The sequence below is a fragment of the uncultured Sphingomonas sp. genome (genome assembly GCF_913777625.1).
Lineage (GTDB): Bacteria > Pseudomonadota > Alphaproteobacteria > Sphingomonadales > Sphingomonadaceae > Sphingomonas.
This window is the reverse complement of the sequence record NZ_CAJYTI010000040.1, coordinates 83,865-103,548: the sequence shown is the minus strand read 5'-3', so window position 1 is coordinate 103,548 and position 19,684 is coordinate 83,865. Positions and strand designations below refer to the sequence as shown.

General features: G+C 67.7%; 17 protein-coding genes. 6 read left to right on the top strand and 11 right to left on the bottom strand.

Annotated features, from left to right (window positions below):
* Positions 1-74 precede the first annotated feature (74 nt).
* The 5 genes from zapE to QZ814_RS18415 all read right to left on the bottom strand — a co-directional run bounded on the left by zapE (position 75) and on the right by QZ814_RS18415 (position 5,023).
* Entirely contained in the window at positions 75-1,187 is a 1,113-nt protein-coding gene (gene zapE, locus QZ814_RS18435; RefSeq protein ID WP_294335015.1) for a cell division protein ZapE, read from the bottom strand.
* A gap of 217 nt (positions 1,188-1,404) precedes the next feature.
* Complete coding sequence (locus tag QZ814_RS18430; RefSeq protein ID WP_294335013.1) at positions 1,405-2,184, bottom strand: NF038132 family protein; 780 nt, start codon at positions 2,182-2,184, stop codon at positions 1,405-1,407.
* Positions 2,185-2,551: 367 nt separating this feature from the next.
* A complete protein-coding gene (locus tag QZ814_RS18425; RefSeq protein ID WP_294335011.1) occupies positions 2,552-3,334 on the bottom strand; it encodes a succinate dehydrogenase iron-sulfur subunit in 783 nt (260 codons plus the stop codon).
* A 98-nt stretch (positions 3,335-3,432) separates the two neighbouring features.
* The gene (locus tag QZ814_RS18420) at positions 3,433-4,008 is read right to left on the bottom strand and encodes an ATP-dependent Clp protease proteolytic subunit (protein WP_294335010.1); all 576 of its coding nucleotides are present in this window, start codon (positions 4,006-4,008) and stop codon (positions 3,433-3,435) included.
* 40 nt (positions 4,009-4,048) lie between these two features.
* On the bottom strand, positions 4,049-5,023 hold the full coding sequence (locus tag QZ814_RS18415; protein ID WP_294335009.1) for a C13 family peptidase: 975 nt from the start codon (positions 5,021-5,023) through the stop codon (positions 4,049-4,051).
* Between the two features lie 112 nt (positions 5,024-5,135).
* Here QZ814_RS18415 and QZ814_RS18410 point away from each other — a divergent pair, with 112 nt between their 5' ends.
* A complete protein-coding gene (locus QZ814_RS18410) occupies positions 5,136-6,521 on the top strand; it encodes a sorbosone dehydrogenase family protein (RefSeq protein WP_294335008.1) in 1,386 nt (461 codons plus the stop codon).
* 12 nt (positions 6,522-6,533) lie between these two features.
* Here QZ814_RS18410 and QZ814_RS18405 read toward each other — a convergent pair whose 3' ends face one another.
* The 3 genes from QZ814_RS18405 to QZ814_RS18395 are packed head-to-tail and all read right to left on the bottom strand — an operon-like array spanning position 6,534 to position 8,090.
* On the bottom strand, positions 6,534-6,839 hold the full coding sequence (locus tag QZ814_RS18405) for a polyhydroxyalkanoic acid system family protein (RefSeq protein ID WP_294335007.1): 306 nt from the start codon (positions 6,837-6,839) through the stop codon (positions 6,534-6,536).
* Entirely contained in the window at positions 6,836-7,252 is a 417-nt protein-coding gene (locus QZ814_RS18400) for a VOC family protein (protein ID WP_294335005.1), read from the bottom strand. The genes QZ814_RS18405 and QZ814_RS18400 overlap by 4 nt, the downstream gene beginning before the upstream one ends.
* A 46-nt stretch (positions 7,253-7,298) precedes the next feature.
* A complete protein-coding gene (locus tag QZ814_RS18395) occupies positions 7,299-8,090 on the bottom strand; it encodes an aspartyl/asparaginyl beta-hydroxylase domain-containing protein (RefSeq protein ID WP_294335182.1) in 792 nt (263 codons plus the stop codon).
* Between the two features lie 190 nt (positions 8,091-8,280).
* Between QZ814_RS18395 and QZ814_RS18390 the strand changes: the two genes are divergently transcribed.
* Positions 8,281-11,148, top strand: coding sequence for a M16 family metallopeptidase (locus QZ814_RS18390; protein ID WP_294335003.1), 2,868 nt, complete (start codon positions 8,281-8,283; stop codon positions 11,146-11,148).
* Between the two features lie 148 nt (positions 11,149-11,296).
* On the opposite strand, the gene QZ814_RS18385 is transcribed toward QZ814_RS18390, so the two are convergent.
* From QZ814_RS18385 to QZ814_RS18375, 3 genes are read right to left on the bottom strand one after another with little or no spacing between them, the layout of a single operon-like run.
* Positions 11,297-13,081 (bottom strand): AMP-dependent synthetase/ligase, encoded by a 1,785-nt coding sequence (locus QZ814_RS18385; protein WP_294335000.1) that lies wholly within the window; start codon positions 13,079-13,081, stop codon positions 11,297-11,299.
* Between the two features lie 47 nt (positions 13,082-13,128).
* Positions 13,129-14,847 carry a gamma-glutamyltransferase gene (gene ggt / locus QZ814_RS18380; RefSeq protein WP_294334998.1) on the bottom strand — a complete coding sequence of 573 codons (1,719 nt, stop codon included), beginning with the start codon at positions 14,845-14,847 and terminating at the stop codon, positions 13,129-13,131.
* A gap of 39 nt (positions 14,848-14,886) precedes the next feature.
* Entirely contained in the window at positions 14,887-15,864 is a 978-nt protein-coding gene (locus tag QZ814_RS18375) for a quinone-dependent dihydroorotate dehydrogenase (RefSeq protein ID WP_294334997.1), read from the bottom strand.
* 240 nt (positions 15,865-16,104) lie between these two features.
* Between QZ814_RS18375 and QZ814_RS18370 the strand changes: the two genes are divergently transcribed.
* The 4 genes from QZ814_RS18370 (at position 16,105) to QZ814_RS18355 (ending at position 19,684) form a co-directional block, all read left to right on the top strand.
* Positions 16,105-17,037 carry an AraC family transcriptional regulator gene (locus QZ814_RS18370; RefSeq protein ID WP_294334995.1) on the top strand — a complete coding sequence of 311 codons (933 nt, stop codon included), beginning with the start codon at positions 16,105-16,107 and terminating at the stop codon, positions 17,035-17,037.
* A gap of 43 nt (positions 17,038-17,080) precedes the next feature.
* A complete protein-coding gene (locus tag QZ814_RS18365; RefSeq protein WP_294334993.1) occupies positions 17,081-17,593 on the top strand; it encodes an SUF system Fe-S cluster assembly regulator in 513 nt (170 codons plus the stop codon).
* Entirely contained in the window at positions 17,593-19,056 is a 1,464-nt protein-coding gene (sufB, locus tag QZ814_RS18360) for a Fe-S cluster assembly protein SufB (protein WP_294334991.1), read from the top strand. Before QZ814_RS18365 ends, sufB begins: the two co-directional genes overlap by 1 nt.
* A gap of 208 nt (positions 19,057-19,264) precedes the next feature.
* On the top strand, positions 19,265-19,684 hold the full coding sequence (locus QZ814_RS18355; RefSeq protein WP_294334990.1) for a hypothetical protein: 420 nt from the start codon (positions 19,265-19,267) through the stop codon (positions 19,682-19,684).

The window sequence follows — 19,684 nt, the reverse complement described above, 5'->3', positions numbered from 1 at the left end:
TCCCTGTTCCTCCGGGACTCCCCGGAGCCTGTCGTCATTCTAGAACGGGAGAATGGACTTACAACGTGGCCTGATCAATCCTGTCCGTGGCCCTTGGCGAGATAGTCGTCGGACTGCATCTCGAGCAGCCGGCTGACGGTGCGCTCGAACTCGAAGCGGCCGTCGCCGCTCTCGTAGAGATGCTCGGGCTCGGCGTCTGCCGCGGCCAGCAGCTTGACCTTGTGCTCGTACAGCGCGTCGACCAGCGTGACGAAGCGGGCGGCCTCGTTGCGGTTCTCCGGTCCCAGCTTGGGGATGCCGACCAGAATGACGGTGTGGAAGCGCCGGGCGATCGCCAGATAGTCGGGCGCCCCGCGCGCCTCGCCGCACAGCCGCTTGAACGAGAAGACCGCGACGCCCTTCACGCATTTCGGCACGTGAATCTGTCTGCCGCCGGGAATGGGCACCTCGCAGGTGGGCACGCGAGTGCGATCTTCCACCGGATAGTCGGTGAGGCGGAAAAAGGCGGCAGAGAGGGTGGCGGTCGCCTCGGGGCCATTGGGCACCAGCCAGGTATCGACGCTGCCCAGGCGGTCGCGGCGGTAATCGACCGGGCCGTTGAGCGCCAGCACGTCCATCCGCTCGCCGATCAGGTCGATGAAGGGCAGGAACAGCTGGCGGTTGAGCCCGTCCTTGTAGAGATCCTTGGGCGGGCGGTTGGAGGTGGCGACGACGGTCAGGCCGTGCGCCATCATCGCGGTGAACAGGCGCGAGAGGATCATCGCGTCCGGCGGGTTGTTCACGACCAGTTCGTCGAAGGCGAGAAGGCGGGTGTCGCTGGCCAGCGCATCGGCAACGGCGACCACCGGATCGGCGGTATCCTTTTGCCGCTCGACGTTCAGCCGATCGTGCACTTCCAGCATGAATTCGTGGAAATGGACGCGGCGCTTTCGGCGAATGGCGAGGCTGTCGAAGAACAGGTCCATCAGCATCGACTTGCCGCGGCCGACGTCGCCCCACAGGTACAGGCCGCGGGGGACCGAGGGTTTGCGGCCGGCCAGCTTCCACAACAGGCTGCCCTTGCGTGGGGCGGCTTCCAGTTCTGCGGCCAGTGCGTCGAGGCGGGCAGCGGCATTCTCCTGCTCGCGATCGGGGCGGAGTTCGCCGGCGGAGAGGAGGGCGTGGTAACGGCTGAGGACGTTCGTCAAGTGCAAGGCGCCTGCGCGGCAAAGGGGCTGCCCGCGTGTGGCACGGGCCGGATCCGCTCGCGATAGGCGCCAAAAGGGCGGTGTTAAAGCCCTTTTGCGCGGGTGTGCGTAAAGCGCGCATGGCGCCGGGGGCGGCGCGCGCCCCCGGCTCTAGCAGGGTCGCAGACCGGCCTGCTCCCGGTGCGTGCGCCAAGCGCCCGCACCGGGAGTGGACGGATTAGGCGAAGGCGACGCGCGTGCGGCGGCTGCGCAGGGCGCCGCCGGCAAGGGCGAAGCCGCCGATCATCATCGCCCAGCTGGTCGGCTCGGGAACGCCGGTCGGCACCGGCGTGTCGCCGATGGTCACCCCGGCGAATGCGAGGCCCGAATCGAACTGCGAATCGTTCCAGTTGGTGACGCCGAACCGCAGCTGGTAATTGCCTGCCGTGGCGATGCTGTAGGTCGACTGGATCCAGCCGGTGCTGCCGCAGCCACCCGAGTAGCATGTGCCCGAGCTGGCGCCGAGCGCGCTCCAGGTGGTCAGGTTGGGGTTGATCGGCGTGGTGGCGGGGTTCAGCGTCGAGTCATTCGTCGGCAGGCCGAAACCGGGGCTGGTATCGCCCACGGTGGTCGTCCGGGCGGTGAACAGATAGGCGACGTGGCTGCCCGTGCCGTTCAGCAGTTCGGCAAAGGCATAGTCCGCAAAGCCCGCGCCATCCGAGGTGACGTACTGGAAGTAGAACTTCAGTGCACCGCCGCTCGCCGCCGAGAAGATCGGCGTGAGAAGTTCGGAGCCGTTGGTCCCGCCAACGCTGGCAATCTGACCCTTGCCGGACAGGCCGCCGGCCGTGGTGACATATTGATAGGTTCCGCCCAGCGGCGAGGCAGTAACGACGCCGTTTGCACCGAGTGTGCCGCATGCACCGATGCAGGTCTGGGCCGAAGCGGGCGAAACGATTGCAACGGCGCTGAGCAGCGCGGCGGAAGGAAGCAGAATCTTCAAAGAAAAGGTCATCATAACCCCCATGATGCAAAGACACGGTGTAGATGCGACCCACGCCAGCGAAGCGACTATCCTTTGATACGGGAATGTCTTGGACTCGCTGACTGCGAGGGCGTCTAGCACATTTGTGCGCGGCCACATAACAGGGAGTGTATTATTTGAGGATGCGGTGTTTCAAAATGAAACACTGGCAGAATTAACCGTGTTGTTGTGTGGGGTTGTCAGAGGACTTGTGAGGGCGTTGCAGTGCGGCATCCGCCACGCATGCGCGTATATTTCTCGATCTTGAGAAAAAGGGCCCGTTCACCGGCTTTTATGCCGGGGAACGAGCCCCAATCCGTTGGTCGTACAGGGTCGTTGGTCGAAAGAGCGCGTCCGCGCCTTAGAGCACGCGCTCCGCCGCCAGCTTCTTCACTTCGGCGATCGCCTTAGCGGGGCTCAGCCCCTTCGGGCAGGCGTTCGCGCAATTCATGATCGTGTGGCAGCGATACAGGCGGAACGGATCCTCGAGCTGGTCGAGCCGCTCGCCGGTCATCTCGTCACGCGAGTCGGCCAGCCAGCGATAGGCCTGGAGCAGGATCGCCGGACCCAGGAACTTGTCGCTGTTCCACCAGTAGCTCGGGCACGAGGTCGAGCAGCAGGCGCACAGGATGCACTCGTAGAGGCCGTCCAGCTTCTCGCGATCCTGCGGGCTCTGCAGCCGCTCCTTGCCCGACGGCGTGGTGGTCACGGTCTGCAGCCACGGCTTGATCGAGGCGTACTGCGCGTAGAAGTGGGTGAAATCGGGGACCAGGTCCTTGATCACGTCCATGTGCGGCAGCGGGGTGATCTGCACCTCGCCCTTCACGTCCTCGATCGCGGTGGTGCAGGCGAGGCCGTTCTTGCCGCCGATGTTCATCGAGCAGGAACCGCAAATGCCCTCGCGGCACGAGCGGCGGAACGTCAGCGACGAATCCTGCTCGCCCTTGATCTTGATCAGCGCGTCGAGCACCATCGGACCGCAATCGTCGAGATCCACTTCGAACGTGTCGTAGCGGGGGTTCTCGCCCGAATCCGGATCGTAGCGGTAGATCTTGAACTTCTTGACCCGCGTGGCCTCGGGGCTTGCCTTGTGCTCCTGGCCCTTGGTGATGCGGCTGTTCTTGGGCAGGCGGAATTCGGCCATTCCTGAAACTTCCTCTTTCGCTTTCGGCGCGACGCGTCTTTGGGCGGCGAGCTATGCCTTTCGCATCCGCAGCGCAAGTGTCCTTTGGACCAAGCCGCTCAGATGACGTCCAGCACGAGCCCCAGATCGCGGGCCTCGTTCGCCTCGATATACCAGTTATAGGGCGCGCGGCGGCGCAGCTCCTCGAAATCGACGCGCGAGCCGGCGACGATCGCGCGGAAGCCCTCTTCCTCGATCGCGATCGACTGCTCGATCTCGGCCAGCTTGGCCTTGAGGATGGCAGGGAGCGCGCGCAGCGGGCCGGACAGGTCGATGCTCGACTGCATCTGCCGCTCGTGCAGCATCAGCCGCGTCCCGCGGGTGAGGAAGCGCTTGTCGACGGGAAAGCCGGACATGAAGGTGGCGCCCGCCGAATAGACCGCGACCTTGCCGAGAAACAGCAGCTCGCGCCCGGTCGCCTCGTGGAGCAGCCGCAGCTCGTCGGCCATCAGCCGGGCGACCTCGGGGTCGCCGCCCAGGGTGGAGAGCGCGACGACCAGCGGCCCGTCCTGTGCGGCGCCGAGCAGCTGCTCGCGGAAATGCTGGTACATCGCATGGTCGACGCTGCCCTGCAGCCGCACATGCGGGGTTGCGAGCAGCGGATAGCGCTGGAGCGGGCTCTGGGATTCGGACATGCGCCGCCAACCGGCGACGGCGCGGGGGAGTTCCGCGCGTCTAAGGTTTGAGCGCATCCGTCGCGGGCGCGCCGACCGGCGCGGTCGCGGCCTTGGGCATCCGTGTCTCGAGCGGCGCGAGCCACGTCGCCACCGCATCGCCGATCGTCACCTGCGGCATCGAGGGGTCGAGCCGCCCGGCGCGCTCCCAGCCGATGATCGTCTGGCGCGCCTCGGCGGCGGCATCGGCGAGCGGCTGCGCTTTCCGCAGCGCGTGGTTGACCAGCGCGTCGCCGAAGAAGGTCCAGTCATTCTCCGCCCGGCAGCCGAAGGAGGAGCGGCTGGCCGAGGCGGCGGTAAGGATCGCGGTGGTGTCGCTCATCAGCCGCGGCACGAACGCGCCCGAATAGCAGGCCGAGAGCAGCAGCAGCCGGTTGCGGATGCCCAGCCCGTCGAGGATCGCCGCGAAGCGCGCAGGCGAGAGGATGCCGAAGCCCTGGTCGCCGTCATGATAGGCGAGCCCCGCATCGGGCGCTCCGTGGCTGGTGAGGTAAAGCACCAGTACGTCCTGGTTGCGGTCCATCACCTCGGCGATGCGCGCCAGCGCCAGGGTGAGGGTGGAAATGCTTCCCACGGGCAGCGTTCTGCCGCCGCGGCCGTCCGGCCCTGCGAACACCAGCGTCCGCCCTTCCGCATCGTAGCGTCGCGCTAGCACGCGGGCGCTTTCGCGGGCCTCGCGGGCGAACACCGGATCGCTGTCCAGCGCGATGCTGACGACATAGGCGTCGACCACGCCCTTGCGTTCCGGCTGGAGTGCGGCGAGGGCGGCGGTCAGCCGGCGCTGGTCGGCAAGCATCGCCTGGGGAGTACGACCACGCTGGAGCTCCGGGCCGCTCTCCAGCCCCTCGACGCCGGAGTCGCCGGAAATCATCTCGGGCCAGCCCGTGGTGTGTTCCGGCGGCCGATCCTGGGCGAGGGCAAGCGGCGCGCCGACCAGCGCAAGCAGCATCGCAGACGCACGCAACCACAACCGCATTCGGGCAGCCCCCCGGATCAGGTGAACCCACACTCTTGCCTGCGCTTGCCTGAAGTCAAGCGGTGCCAGAATCGCATTGGCTTCCCCCGCGCGCGGCCCTAGTGCTGGCGCCATGCTCAAGCGTGTCCTGATCGCCCTCGCCATCCTCGTCATCGCTGGTGGTGCCGCCTGGTACTGGCTCGGCCAGCCCGACATCGCCACGCTGCCGGAAAGCGCCGTCACCGGCCGCGAGCCGCAGATCAGCGACCCCCGCTACCAGACGGTGCCGACGATCGGCGTCGCCAAGGGGGTCGGCTGGCCGGCAGGCGCGATGCCGAAGGCGGCCGCCGGGCTGAAGGTGCAGAAGTTCGCCGACAAGCTAGATCACCCGCGCTGGCTCTACCAGCTGCCCAATGGCGACATCCTCGTCGCCGAAAGCAACTCGCCGCCGCGCACCAATGGCGGGATCACCGGCTGGGTGATGGGCATGCTGATGGACAAGGCGGGCGCCGGCGGCGCCTCGGCCAACCGCATCACGCTGCTGCGCGACGCCGACGGCGACGGCGTGGCGGATGTGCGCACCGTCTTCCTCACCGGGCTCAACTCGCCGAGCGGCATGGCCCTGGCCAACGGCTCGCTCTACGTCGCCAACACCGATTCGCTTGTTCGCTACCCCTATGTCGATGGCCAGACCAAGATCACGTCCGCCCCGCAGAAGATCCTGTCGCTTCCCGGCGGCGGCAACCACTGGGCCCGCAACGTCGTCGCCTCGCTCGACGGCAAGCATCTCTATGTGAGCGTCGGTTCCTCCTCGAACATCGCCGAGGACGGACTGGAGGCGGAAGGCCCGATCTACACCGCCGACACCCCCGGCCAGATGGCCAAGGCCGCCGCCCAGCCGACCAACCGCGCGGTGATCCTCGAGGTCGATCCCGAGACCAAGACCAGCCGCATCTTCGCCTGGGGCATCCGCAATGCCAACGGCATGGCGTTCGAGCCCAAGACCCAGGCGCTGTGGGCGGTGGTGAACGAGCGCGACATGCTCGGTTCGGACATGCCGCCGGATTACATGAGCCGGGTCGATCTCGGCGCCTTCTTCGGCTGGCCCTGGCAATATTGGGGCGGCTATGAGGACAAGCGCGTCGAGCCGGGCCGCCCGGACCTGCGCGAATATGTCCGCCGCCCGGACTTCGCGCTCGGCGCCCATACCGCGCCGCTGGGCCTGACCTTCGCCGACGGGGCGCGGCTGGGCGCCGCCTATGCGAACGGTGCTTTCGTCGGCCTGCACGGCTCGTGGAACCGCCAGCCGCAGTCGGGCTACAAGGTCGTCTTCGTGCCGTTCGGCGACAATGGCTTCCCCGCCAAGGGCGGCAAGCTGCAGGACGTGCTGACCGGCTTCCTCAACGCCAAGGGCGAGGCGCAGGGCCGGCCGGTGGCGGTGATCACCGGCGCCGGCGGCGCGCTGCTGGTGGCGGACGATGTCGGCAACACCGTATGGCGGGTAAGCGCAGCGCGCTGACCCGGCGGGCCCTCAGCCGAGCAGGCGGGGCCCTTCCTTTTCCAGCATCTCGCGGACCTTGCCGGCGAACAGGCCGAGCATGCCGGGCAGTGTCACCTCGGCGTGGACGATGCTCTCCTGAACGTCGAGGCGGCTCGCCACCTGCTGGCCCATCGCGGTGACGGTGAAGTGGAGGCTGTCGTCCTCCCAGCGATGGTCGACGGTGGCGCCACCGGGGATCTTGTCGGCCAGCCGCCCGATCTTCGAGTCGATCCGCGCTTTCGCGCCTTCGCGGCCCAGCTGGTGCGGAATGTCGAGCGTGATGGTCCGCGGAATCATTTGGCGAACAACCTGCTGTCGTCGGCGAACGCCTTGAATTCCAGCGCGTTCCCGCTGGGGTCGCGGAAGAACATCGTCGCCTGCTCGCCCACCTGGCCCTGGAAGCGGATGTGCGGGGCGATGCCGAAGGGAATGCCGGCGGCTTCCACTCGCGCGGCGAGGGTGCGCCACTCGTCCATCGTCAGCACCACGCCGAAATGCGGCACGGGCACGTCGTGGCCGTCGACCGCGTTGGAGGTGGCGACGGGCTTCGCTGCGGGATCGAGATGCGCGACGATCTGGTGGCCGAACAGGTCGAAATCGATCCATTGCGCAGAGGATCGTCCCTCGGGGCAGCCGAGCACCCCGCCGTAGAAGGCGCGGGCGGCGGCCAGGTCATGGACCGGGAAGGCGAGATGGAAGGGGCGTGGCATGGCCCGGGCTTAATCCGCAGGCGCGCCTGCGACAACGTGGCAATTGTCAGGCGTCGGCCACGATCTCGCCGCGATGCCAGCGGCGCAGGTTCGCTCGCGCCTCCTGCACGAAGGCCGAGCGGCGCAGCACGCCGATCAGCGTATCGGCGACCCAGCGGCCGGGATTGCGCAAGGGGCGGCGGAACTGGATCAGCAGCACGATGCGGGTATGGGCGCTGTCGTTCCACACCTCATGGTCATAGGTGTCGTCGAACACCAGCGTCTCGCCCTCGGCCCAGCGGACCACCCGGTTGCCGATCCGCATCCGCACGTCGCCGTCGCGCGGCACCACCAGCCCGAGATGGCAGGTGATCAGCCCCTTGGTCACGCCGCGATGGGCGGGAATGTGGGTGCCGGGCGCCAGGATCGAGAAGATCGCGCTGTTGAGGCCGGGGATCTGCTCGATCAGCCGCGAGGTATGCGGGCAGCGGGCGAGATTCTCGTCCACCCGGTAGCCATAACCCCACAGGAACAGGCTGCGCCACTTGCCGAGCGGCGCGATGGCGCGATGATCCGGGGAGATGGCGGCGAGCGAGGGCGCGCCGGGCTGGGTGCCGATCGCCGCCACCGCCTCGTCGCGGATGGCTTCCCAATCTGCCCGCAGCGCGGCGGTCCAGCAAAAGGCGCGCATGTCGAGCACCGGGCTGTTCGGCACGAGCGAGGAGGCGGCGATCAGCCGATCGAAGGTGCCGCGCAGATGCTTGCCCCAGCGCAGCAGCAGCGGGCGCGCCCGGCAGTGCGACTCGCCCGCCACGGCAGGATCTGCCGGCAGTGCGATCGGCACCTCGCTGGTGGCCATGTCCACGCGCAACTTCCCCGAACCTTCCGCGTTGGGCCCGAACTTCGGTGCTGCAACGCAACAATCTCTGTTGTCGGTCTAGGCCGTCACTTGGGTCCAAAACATGGCGCGTCCATGGATTCTTGTGGCGTACATCCGGCAGAAAGGTTGCCGGTGGCATGGCGACCAAACCGCCTCTAGAAAGGGCTTCATGCTGTCTTTCCTGCGCCGTCCGCGCTTCGCCCTGCTTCTCCTCGCCTTCGCCGCCCCCACGCTGCCCAGCCCGGTGCTCGCGCAAGGCCGCCCCGAGGGTGTCCAGACTGCCGACGATCCCTGGCTCTACAAGGGCAGCGACCTCGTCCATGACGACAAGTGGAAGTTCGGCCGCCTCTCCAACGGCGTGCGCTATGCGGTGCGCAAGAACGGCGTGCCGCCGGGGCAGATCTCGATCCGGGTGCGGATCGACGCGGGATCGCTGATGGAGCGCGATTCGGAGCGCGGCTTCGCCCATCTGCTCGAGCATCTCAGCTTCCGCGGCTCGACCTATGTGCCGGACGGCGATTCGAAGCGGATCTGGCAGCGGCTGGGCGTGACCTTCGGCTCGGACAGCAACGCCGCGACGACGTTCATCAGCACCACCTACAAGCTCGACCTGCCTAACGCGACGCCGGAAGGGCTGGACGAGAGCTTCAAGATCCTCTCCGGCATGATGGCAGCGCCCGCGATCACCCAGGCTTCGCTCACCGCCGAACGCCCGGTTGTGCTGGCGGAAGGACGCGAGCAACCTGCACCGCAGAAGCGGATGCAGGACGCGCTCTACCAGCTGATCTTCGCCGGCCAGCCGCTCGCCGATCGCGAGCCGATCGGCACGGTCGAGGCGCTCAATGCCGCCACGCCGGCCAGCGTCCAGGCGTTCCACGATCGCTGGTACCGCCCCGAACGCGCCACCGTGATCGCGATCGGCGATGTCGATCCCGCGATCCTCGAGGCGATGATCAACAAATATTTCTCGAGCTGGCAGGGCAAGGGCGAGGCGCCGAAGACTCCCGATTTCGGCAAGCCCGAGGCCGATCACCCGATCGCCGCCAGCATCGTCGAGCCGGCGCTGCAGCCGGTGGCGCTGATGGCGATCGTGCGGCCCTGGACGGTCTATGCCGACACGGTGATCTTCAACCAGAAGCGCATGATCGACATGGTGGCGATCCGCATCCTCAACCGCCGGCTCGAATCGCGGGCGCGTTCCGGCGCCTCGTTCATCGCGGCCGGGGCGGATCTGGATGACATCGCCCGCTCGGCCAATGTGACCACGCTCAGCGTGCTGCCGACCGGCGACGACTGGGAAAGCGCGCTGCGCGACGTGCGCGCCACCGCCGCCGAGCTGATGGCGTCGCCGCCGAGCCAGGCCGAGATCGATCGCGAACTGGGCGAGATCGACGCGGTGATGCGCAACCGCATCTCGACCGCGCCGGTCGAATCGGCAGTGTCGCTGGCGGACGACCTCGTCCAGGCCGTCGACATCAACGAGACGGTGACGACGCCCGAGGCCTCCTACGCGATCTTCAAGGGGGCGATCGCGGCGCACATGTTCACGCCGGCGGCCGTCCAGGCCTCGGCCAAGAAGGTGTTCGAGGGCACCGCGACGCGCGCGCTGGTCAACACCCATGCGCCCGATCCGGACGTGGTCCGCAAGGTGACGACGGCGCTCCAGGCCGACGTCAAGGCGGCGGCGATGAAGCGCCGCTCGCTCAACGTGAAGTTCGATCAGCTGCCGCGCATCGGTGCGCCGGGCAAGGTGGTGTCGCGCACCCGCGTCGATCCGGACATCGCGATCGACGAGGTCACCTATGCCAATGGCGTGAAGCTGCTGATGCGCCAGGACCAGTCCGAAACGGGCAAGGTGTGGGTCAACATCCGCTTCGGCCGCGGTCTGCGCGCATTGCCGGGCGACAAGCGCGTGCCGGCCTGGGCGGGCAAGACTGCGCTGATGGCCAGCGGCATCGGCAAGTTCGGGCAGGAAGAGCTCGATGCGCTGACCGGCAATCGCCAGATCGGCCTCGGCTTCGACATCGAGGAGGACGCCTTCGTCTTCCAGGCGCAGACCAACAAGGAGGATCTGGCCGACCAGCTCCGCCTGTTCGCCACCAAGCTGGCAGCACCCGGCTGGGACCCCAACCCGATCACCCGCGCCAAGGCGGCGACGCTCGCCTCATACGCCGGCCTTTCGGCCTCGCCCGACGCGGTGCTCGGCCGCGACCTCGACGTACTGCTCCACGACGGCGATCCGCGCTGGGGCGTGCCGAGCCGCGAGGAAGTCACCGCGCTCACCCCGCAGGCGTTCCGCGCCTTCTGGGAGCCGATCCTCCAGACCGGCCCGATCGAGGTCGAGATCTTCGGCGATATGGACGCCGATGCGACGGTGCAGGCGGTGGCGGCGAGCTTCGGCGCGCTCAAGCCGCGGGCCGACGGCAAGGAGAGCGGCGCGCCGGTGCGCTTCCCGGCGCACGTGACGTCGCCGGTGGTGCGCACGCACACCGGGGCCGTGGACCAGGCCGCGGCGGTGATCGCCTGGCCGACGGGCGGCGGCAGCGCCGGTCTCGCCGAGAGCCGCAAGCTCGAAATCCTGGCGGCGGTGTTCCGCGACCGGCTGATCGAGCAGCTGCGCATCCAGGCGGGTGTCAGCTATTCGCCGAACGTGATGAACGACTGGCCGCTGGGCCTTCCGAACGGCGGCAAGATCGCGGCGCTGGGCATGGTGCCGCCGGACAAGACCGACTTCTTCTTCAAGCTCGCCCGCGACATCGCGGCGGACCTGGTGGCGAAGCCGATCGACGCCGACGAGCTCAACCGCGCGCTGACCCCGCTCAAGCAGCAGCTGCTGCGCATGTCGAGCGGCAACATGTTCTGGATGAACCTCGTCGAGGGCGGCACCCAGGATCCGGCGCGGATCGCGGGCATGCGCAACCTCGCCAAGGACTATGCCGCGACCACGCCGGCGGAGCTGCAGGCGCTGGCCGCCAAATATCTGCGGCCGGACAAGGACTGGACCATGGTGGTGGTGCCGGAGAAGGCGGCGAAATAACTTCTAGATCCTCCCCGGAACGGGGAGGGGGACCAAGACGCGCAGCGGCTTGGTGGAGGGGGAGCGCAGCGAGCGAGACCCTTGTGGCGACCCCCCTCCACCACCGCCTTCGGCGGCGGTCCCCCTCCCCGTGCCGGGGAGGATCTTTTCAGTACAGCTCGTCCAGCCGTTCCGCGTACACCGCCTTCAGCACGTGGCGGCGGATCTTCATGCTCGGCGTCAGCTGCTCGTTCTCGATGGTGAACGCCTCGTCGGCGAGGATGAACTTGCGCACCCGCTCGATCACCGAGAGGTCGCGGTTCACCCGCTCCACCGCCGCGCCGATCGTCGCCTTGAAATCGGCGTCGCGCGAGAGGTTGCGGAACTTGCAGGGCGTCGCGGTCTTGGCGCAGAATTCCTGCACCCATTCCGGATCGGGGACGATCACCGCGGTCATATAGGGCCGCTTGTCGCCATAGAGCATCGCCTGCAGGATCTCCGGCTGCAGCGTCAGCATGCCCTCGATCTTCTGGGGCGAGACATTGTCGCCCTTGTCGTTGACGATGATGTCCTTCTTGCGATCGGTGATCTTGATGCGGCCCTTGGCGTCGATCTCGCCGATGTCGCCGGTGTGGAGCCAGCCGTTCTTGAGCACGCGCTCGGTCTCGGCCTCGTTGCGCCAATAGCCGTGCATCACCAGCTCGCCGCGCACCAGGATCTCGCCGTCCTCGGCGATCTTGACCTCGACGTCCTCCATCGGCGGGCCGACCGTATCCATCTTGAGGCCGGTCTTGGGCCGGTTGCACGAAATAACGGGCGCCGACTCGGTCTGGCCATAGCCCTGGAGGAAGGTGAGGCCGAGCGATTCGAAGAAGATGCCGACTTCGGGGTTGAGCGGCGCGCCGCCCGACACCAGCGCCTTGATCCGGCCGCCGAAGCGCTTGGCGAGCTTCGGGCGCAGCGTCGCGTTGAGCAGCAGGTTCATCGGCGCATCGGCGATGCCGGACTTTCCCGCCGCCTTGCGCCCGCCGATCGCCACCGCCTTTTCCAGCAGATAGCTGGCGAAGCTGCCCTGCTTTTCCACCTGCTTGGTGATGCGGGTGCGCAGCACCTCGAACAGGCGGGGGACGACGACCATGATCGTCGGGCGCACCTCCTCGATGTTCGAGGCGAGCTTCTCTAGTCCCTCGGCATAATAGATCTGCCCGCCCAGCGCGATCGGGAAGAACTGGCCGCCGGTATGCTCATAGGCGTGGGAGAGGGGAAGGAACGAGAGGAACACCTCGTCCCCCCAGCCGAAATCCTCGGAGATGATCGTCGTGCAGCCCTGGCAATTGTGCAGGATCGCGCCGTGGTGCTGCATCACCCCGCGCGGCGATCCGCCGGTGCCGCTGGTGTAGATGATGCAGGCGAGGTCCTCGCGCTTGAAGGTGGCGGCCGCGGCCGTGGTCGCGGGATCGGTGGCATGCGCGGCGATCAGCTGGCGGAAGTCGTGAAACTCCAGCGTGCCGTTCTGCGCCAGGCGGACATCGTCGATGCCGATCACGATCCGCCCGGCCGAGGAGCGCAGCATCGCCGGCAGTAGCGTCTTGGCGAGCTTCGTGTTCGAGACGATCACCGCGCAGGCGCCCGAATTCTCCAGGATATGCTGGTGATCGCGCTCGGTATTGGTGGTGTAGGTCGGCACCGTCACGCAGCCCGCCGCCATGATCGCGAGATCGCTGATGCAGAATTCCGGGCGGTTTTCGGAAACGAGCATCACGCGGTCGCCCGGCTTCAGCCCCAGCGCCTTGAGCGCGGTGGCGAGGCTCGCCACCTGGCCGGCAGCCTCGGCCCAGCTGGTGGCATGCCATTTCCCTCCCGCCTTGTGCCACAGGAAGGGCGCATCGCCCTTCTCCGCAGCGCGCGTGAAGAACATCGCGACCAGATTTTCGAACCGTTCGAGCTTGCGCATTCTCTCTCCCCTGCGGGCGCCGTGTTCTGTTCTACGTGCGTCCCGTGTCATTCCGACGGGCGGTTGGGCTTGAGGCCCGCCCGCTGAATAACCGTCACCGTGCCGTCCTGATCCATCGCCACGCCCTCGCTGCGCGGATCGGCGGCGCCGACCCAGCGCCCGCCGACGCGCTCGATCGCATTGGCCTTGAGGCCGAGCGGTGCCGAACGGACATCCTCGCCCAGCGCGCGGAGCGCCGGCAGCAGCGCATCGAGCTGCGTGCCCTGTTCGGCAATGCCGGTCTTGCCCGGAGCATAAAGCAGGCCGAGGCCGATCGCATCCTGTGCGGAGAGCTTCCAGTCGATCACGCCGACGATCGCCTTGGCGACCTGGGCGATGATCGTCGAGCCGCCGGCCGCGCCTACCGCGAGCCGCACCTTGCCGTCGGGGCCGAACACGATCGTCGGCGCCATCGAGCTGCGCGGCCGCTTGCCGCCCTCCACCCGGTTGGCGACGAGGTAGCCGTCCTTCACCGGCACGATGTCGAAATCGGTCAGCTGGTTGTTGAGGATCGCGCCGTCCACGGTGAGGCCGGAGCCGAACGGGCCCTCGACCGTGGTCGTCACCTCCACGACATTGCCGGCGCCATCGGTCACCGCGAGATCGGTGGTGCCGGCGACTTCCTGTACCTTGGCGAGCACGCGCTTCGGGGCGCCCGGCGGCGTGCCGGCGGCGATGCTGCTCATCGTCCTGGCCGGATCGATCAGCTTCGAGCGGCTGGCGATGTAGCGGCGATCGAGCAGGCCCTTGAGCGGCACCGACACGAAGTCCGGGTCGCCGAGATACAGGTCGCGATCGGCATAGGCGAGGCGCGAGCTTTCGGCGAACAGGTGCCAGGCGGTGGCCGAATCCTTGCCCAGCCCGGCCATGTCGAAGCGTTCGAGCTGCGCGAGGATCATCAGCACGGTGATGCCCCCCGAGGAAGGCGGGCCCATCGAGCAGATCTTGTAGCCGCGATAGCGCCCGCACAGCACCGGCCGCGCCTTGGCATCATAGGCGGCAAGGTCGCCGGTGGTCATCTTGGAAGGGTTACGCGCGGCGCCGTTGACCGTCGCGACGATCTTGGCCGCCTGCGGGCCGACATAGAAGCTGTCCGGGCCCTGGGTGGCGAGGCGCTCGAGCAGCGCTGCCTCATCGGGATTGTGGACCGTGCTGCCCACCGGCAGCGGCTTGCCGTCAGGGCCGGCGAAGATCGCGCGATAGGCCGGGTCGACATGGCCCGAGAACTGGGCGAGCGAATTGTTGAGCCGCGGCGTCACCTCGAAGCCGTCGCGGGCGAGCCGGATCGCGGGGGCGAACAGCTTGGCCCAGGCGAGCTTGCCGGACTTGGCGTGCGCCAGCGCCATCGCGCGGATCGCGCCCGGCACGCCGACGCTGCGCCCGCCCGGCACCGCCGCGAAGTGGCTGAGCGGCTTGCCGGCGGCATCGTAGAACCAGTGATCGTCGGCGGCCATCGGCGCGGTCTCGCGCCCGTCGATGGTGGTCGTCGCCTTGGTCTTGGCGTCGTACAGTACCAGGAAGCTGCCCCCGCCGAGGCCCGAGCTTTGCGGCTCGACCACGCCGAGCGCGAGCATCGTCGCGATCGCCGCATCGGTGGCACTGCCGCCTTCCCGCAGGATCTCGACTCCGGCGGCGGCGGCGCGCGGATCGGCGGCGCTCACCATGCCCTGGGCATGGGCGAGCAGCGGCGTGAACAGCAGGAGGGCGAGCGCGACCAGTTTCTTCATGTGTCTAGGGGTAACGCGCTTTGCCCCGGAGGCAAGCCGTCAGGCGAGCGCCCTGGCGATGGCGCGGGGCAGGCCGGGGCCGCGATAGACCAGCGCCGAATAGATCTGCACCAGCACCGCGCCGGCATCGATCCGCCGCTTGGCCTCGTCCGCGCCGTCGATCCCGCCGGCGGAGATCAGCGGCAGCTGGCCGCCGGAGAGAGCGCGCGCCTCGATCAGCTTGGCACGGGCGAGTTCCTTCAGCGGCTTGCCTGAAAGCCCCCCCGCTTCCCCGGCGTGGGGCGAGGCAAGCGGCGGGCGCGAGATGGTGGTGTTGGAAACGATCAGCGCGTCGACATGGTGGTCGATCGCCGCGCGGATGGCGCCCTCCAGTCCCGCGCGATCGAGATCCGGCGCGACCTTCAGGAACAGCGGCGTGCTGCCGCGTGCCGCATCCGCCGCCGCCAGCAGCTCGTCGAGCGCCGGGCGCGACTGCAGGTCGCGCAGGCCCGGCGTGTTGGGCGAGCTGACGTTGATGGTGATGTAATCGGCGTGCGGCGCGGCCTTGGTGACGCCCAGCGCATAATCGGCGACGCGATCGGCCGAGTCCTTGTTGGCGCCGACATTGATGCCGAGGATGCCCGGCCGGTGCTTCAGCCGCCCGATCCGCGCCAGCGCCGCGTCGATACCGCCATTGTTGAAGCCCATGCGGTTGATCACCGCTTCGTCCTCGACCAGCCGGAACAGGCGGGGCTTCGGATTGCCCGGCTGCGGGCGCGGGGTCAGCGTGCCGACCTCGACCGCGCCGAAACCCAGCCCGAACAGGCCGGCGATTGCCTCGGCATCCTTGTCGAGTCCGGCAGCCAGGCCGACCCGGTTGGGGAAGCGCAGCCCGGCCAGCGTGACCGGAGTCGCCGACTCGGGTCCGCCGCCAAGCGGCGCCCCCAGCGCGCCCCAGGCGCCGAGCGCGCGAATCGCGGCCCGATGCGCGCGTTCCGAATCGATCGCGAAGACCGCGTTGCGAAGAAAATTGCCCATGCCGAGGCTCATGCAATGCGCTGCAAACGTCGTCAAAGCCCGGAATGTCGATTCCGTACAATACCGAGGCTCCCGATTCGGGTAGAGCATCCCTGCGACCCGAGGGGTTCCGCTTAACGGGGGGAACCCTTTCCTTTTGGCCCAGCCGGGCAACCGGCTGGGCCTCTTTTCCGTTGCGCTTTCCGCGCGGGCATGCTCCAGCATTGCGACGAACCGACGCACAGGGGAGGCGAGCTTCGCATGCGTGGCACGGGGGAGGGCCAGGTCGCGGTTGCCGAGCGCCGCCAGGGCGGCACCCATACGGCCTTGGATATCGAATTCCTGCCGTCCAGCGGCCGGTTGCTGCCGCATGTCGAGAGCTTCTACCTCTGCCATGTCGATCGCGCCTCGATCGACGGGGTGGAGCGAGTCGATCTCGGCCAGTGGCGCTTTTTCCTCGACGGCAGCGGTCACGTCACCTTCCCGGACGGGCATCGCGAAGCGACGATGCCGGTGATGGTCAACGGCCCGGGGACGGCGCACTGGACCTATCATATCGATGGACCCTTCCGCTGCTTCGGGCTTTCGTTGCGCGGGATCGGATGGCGCTCGCTCATCGGCCGCCCGGCGGATCAGGTCGCGGACCGGCTGGTGGATGCCGCCGAGCTGTTCGGACCGGAAATCCTGGAGGTCCATGACCGCCTGCGCGCGCTCACGACCCTAAGCGATATGGTGGCGGCGATCGAGCCGATGCTGCTGCGCCGGCTCGATTCGGCGCGGCGCATCCCGAAGGCCCATCTCGCCTTTCTGCGGATCGTGCGCGAATGGGCGGCGAGCGGGGACCCGACGATCGAGGCGCTCTACGACGCGATGGAGTCCGAAACCGGCATGGGCCAGCGCCAGGTGCAGCGGCTGTGCAAGGAATATTTCGCCGGCCCGCCCAACCATCTGCGCCGCAAGTTCCGCGCGATCGGCGCGGCGATGCGCATCTATCAGGGGGCCTCGCTGGACGAGGTGATGGGGCCGTTTGCCGACCAGCCGCACCTGATCAACGAGATCAAGCACTTCACCGGCCACACGCCGCGTGCGTTGCGCGACGGGATCGATCCCGTGCTGGCGGTGACGCTGGAAAACGAGAAGTTCCACTTTCTCCCCGATGTGATCCCCGAGACAGTTGACCTCGGCGGCCGCTGAGCCCACATGCCCAATCGGATCAACTTTGTCCGATTGGGAGTCGATGCGTCTTTCGAGCCTTGCCGACTATGCCGTGGTGATGCTGGCCGCAGCTGCGCGCCACTGCGGTGCGTCGTGCCGGCTCAACGCGACGCTGCTCGCGACCGAAACCGGACTGCCGCTGCCGACGGTCCAGAAGCTGGTAAGCAAGCTCTCCGCCGCCGGCCTGATCGAAAGCGCGCGCGGCACCGGCGGCGGCTTTCGGCTGGCGCGCCCCCCCGCGGCGATCAGTCTTGCCGATATCGTCGAGGCGATTGAGGGCCCGATCGCGCTGACCGTGTGCGTCGACTCAGGTCGGCATGACTGCGCGGTCGAGGGCAATTGCCGGGTGAAGCCGCATTGGGGCGTCGTCAGCGACGCGGTGCGCTCGGCGCTGGCGCAGGTCAGCCTTGCCAGCCTCAGCAATCCCCCGGCGCTTGCGGGGCGCGCTGCACCCGTGCATGGGCACGCCCCTTCCACCCCCGACCTTTCTTCTCCTTCTCCGGCGCTCGCCGGGGAAAGCCAGGTATCTTTCTGATGGCCACCAAGAATGCCGAGGCGCTCGCCGCCGCGAACAAGAAGTACGAATGGGGCTTCGCCTCGGACGTCGAACAGGAGTTCGCGCCCAAGGGGCTGAGCGAGGATACCGTCCGCTACATCTCGGCGAAGAAGAACGAGCCGGCGTGGATGCTCGACTGGCGGCTCAAGGCCTTCCGCCTGTGGCAGACGCTGGAGGCGCCGGACTGGGCCAAGCTGAGCGTCCCCCCGATCGACTATCAGGACGCGTATTATTACGCCGAGCCGAAGCAGAAGAAGACGATCGCCAGCCTCGACGAGCTCGATCCGGAAATCCGCCGGACCTATGAGAAGCTCGGCATCCCGATCGAGGAGCAGAAGGTGCTCGCCGGGGTCGAGGGTTCGCGCAAGATCGCGGTCGACGCGGTGTTCGACAGCGTCTCGGTCGCGACCACCTTCCGTGCCGAGCTGAAGGCGGCGGGCGTCATCTTCCTGTCGATCAGCGAGGCGATCCGCGAATATCCCGAGTTGGTCCAGAAGTGGCTGGGCAAGGTGGTGCCGCAGCGCGACAATTACTTCGCGACGCTCAACAGCGCGGTCTTTTCCGACGGCACCTTCGTCTATGTGCCGGAGGGCGTGCGCTGCCCGATGGAGCTCTCCACCTATTTCCGCATCAATGCGGAGAATACCGGCCAGTTCGAGCGGACGCTGATCGTCGCGGACAAGGGTGCGTACGTCTCCTACCTCGAAGGCTGCACCGCGCCGATGCGCGACGAGAACCAGCTGCACGCCGCGGTGGTGGAACTGGTCGCGCTCGACGATGCCGAGATCAAATATTCGACGGTCCAGAACTGGTATCCGGGCGACGAGAACGGCAAGGGCGGCATCTACAATTTCGTCACCAAGCGCGCGCTGTGCCAGGGCCGCAACTCCAAGGTGAGCTGGACCCAGGTCGAGACCGGCTCGGCGATCACCTGGAAATACCCCAGCTGCGTGCTGGCGGGCGAGAACTCGGTCGGCGAATTCTACTCGGTGGCGGTGACCAACAATCGGCAACAGGCCGATACCGGCACCAAGATGATCCATCTGGGCAAGGGCAGCCGTTCGACCATCGTGTCGAAGGGCATCTCGGCGGGCCGCAGCGACAATACCTATCGCGGGCTGGTCCGCGTGGCGGCGAGCGCGGAGAATGTCCGCAACTTCACCCAGTGCGATTCGCTGCTGCTCGGCGACCAGTGCGGCGCGCACACCGTGCCCTATATCGAGGTGAAGAACCCGAGCGCCCAGATCGAGCACGAGGCGACGACCAGCAAGATCAGCGACGACCAGCTATTCTACGCGCTCCAGCGCGGGCTGGACCAGGAAGCCGCGGTGGCGCTGATCGTCAACGGCTTCGCGCGCGAAGTGCTGCAGCAGCTGCCGATGGAGTTCGCGGTCGAGGCGCAGAAGCTGCTCGGCATCTCGCTCGAAGGCTCGGTGGGGTGATGGTCCAGAACGCCCCACGCCTCCGGCGTCATCCCCGCGAAGGCGGGGATCCATTGGGGTCGCCAGCGCGGTTCTTTCCGCGAACGTCCTGGCAAATGGATTCCCGCCTTCGCGGGAATGACAGACGGGGCCTCGCTCAGCCTGCGCTCATGCTGGCTGCCGTATCGACGACGCAGGGCCGCGTTCCGGGCCCGCAGGAGTATCACGCATGTTGAACGCCCTTCTCGCCGTTGCCTTCGCCCTTCAGGGCGGCGTCGCGGTCGACAGCTCGGCCCAGTTCGGCGCGGCGACCAACCATGCGCGCTGCATCGTCCGCGCAATCGGCACCGCGCCGGCGGACGCGGGCGCGCGCTCGGCCAAGGTCGCCAGCGCGATCAAGCAGTGCCGCGACTTTCTCGATTCCGATTTCCAGTCGGGCAGGCTGCTGCTGAACGATCGGCCCTACCAGCCGAGCGCCTGGCACAAGCTGACTCCGGTGCTCGACGCGATCGAGGCCGACATCAAGGCCAGCGTGACCGCGCCCAAGCAGTACAAGATCATGTGGAAGCTGCCCGACGGCTCCCTGGTCGATGCCTATGACGTGGGCACTCCGCCCAAGACCCTCTCTCTCGTGACCGTGGCGATCTGA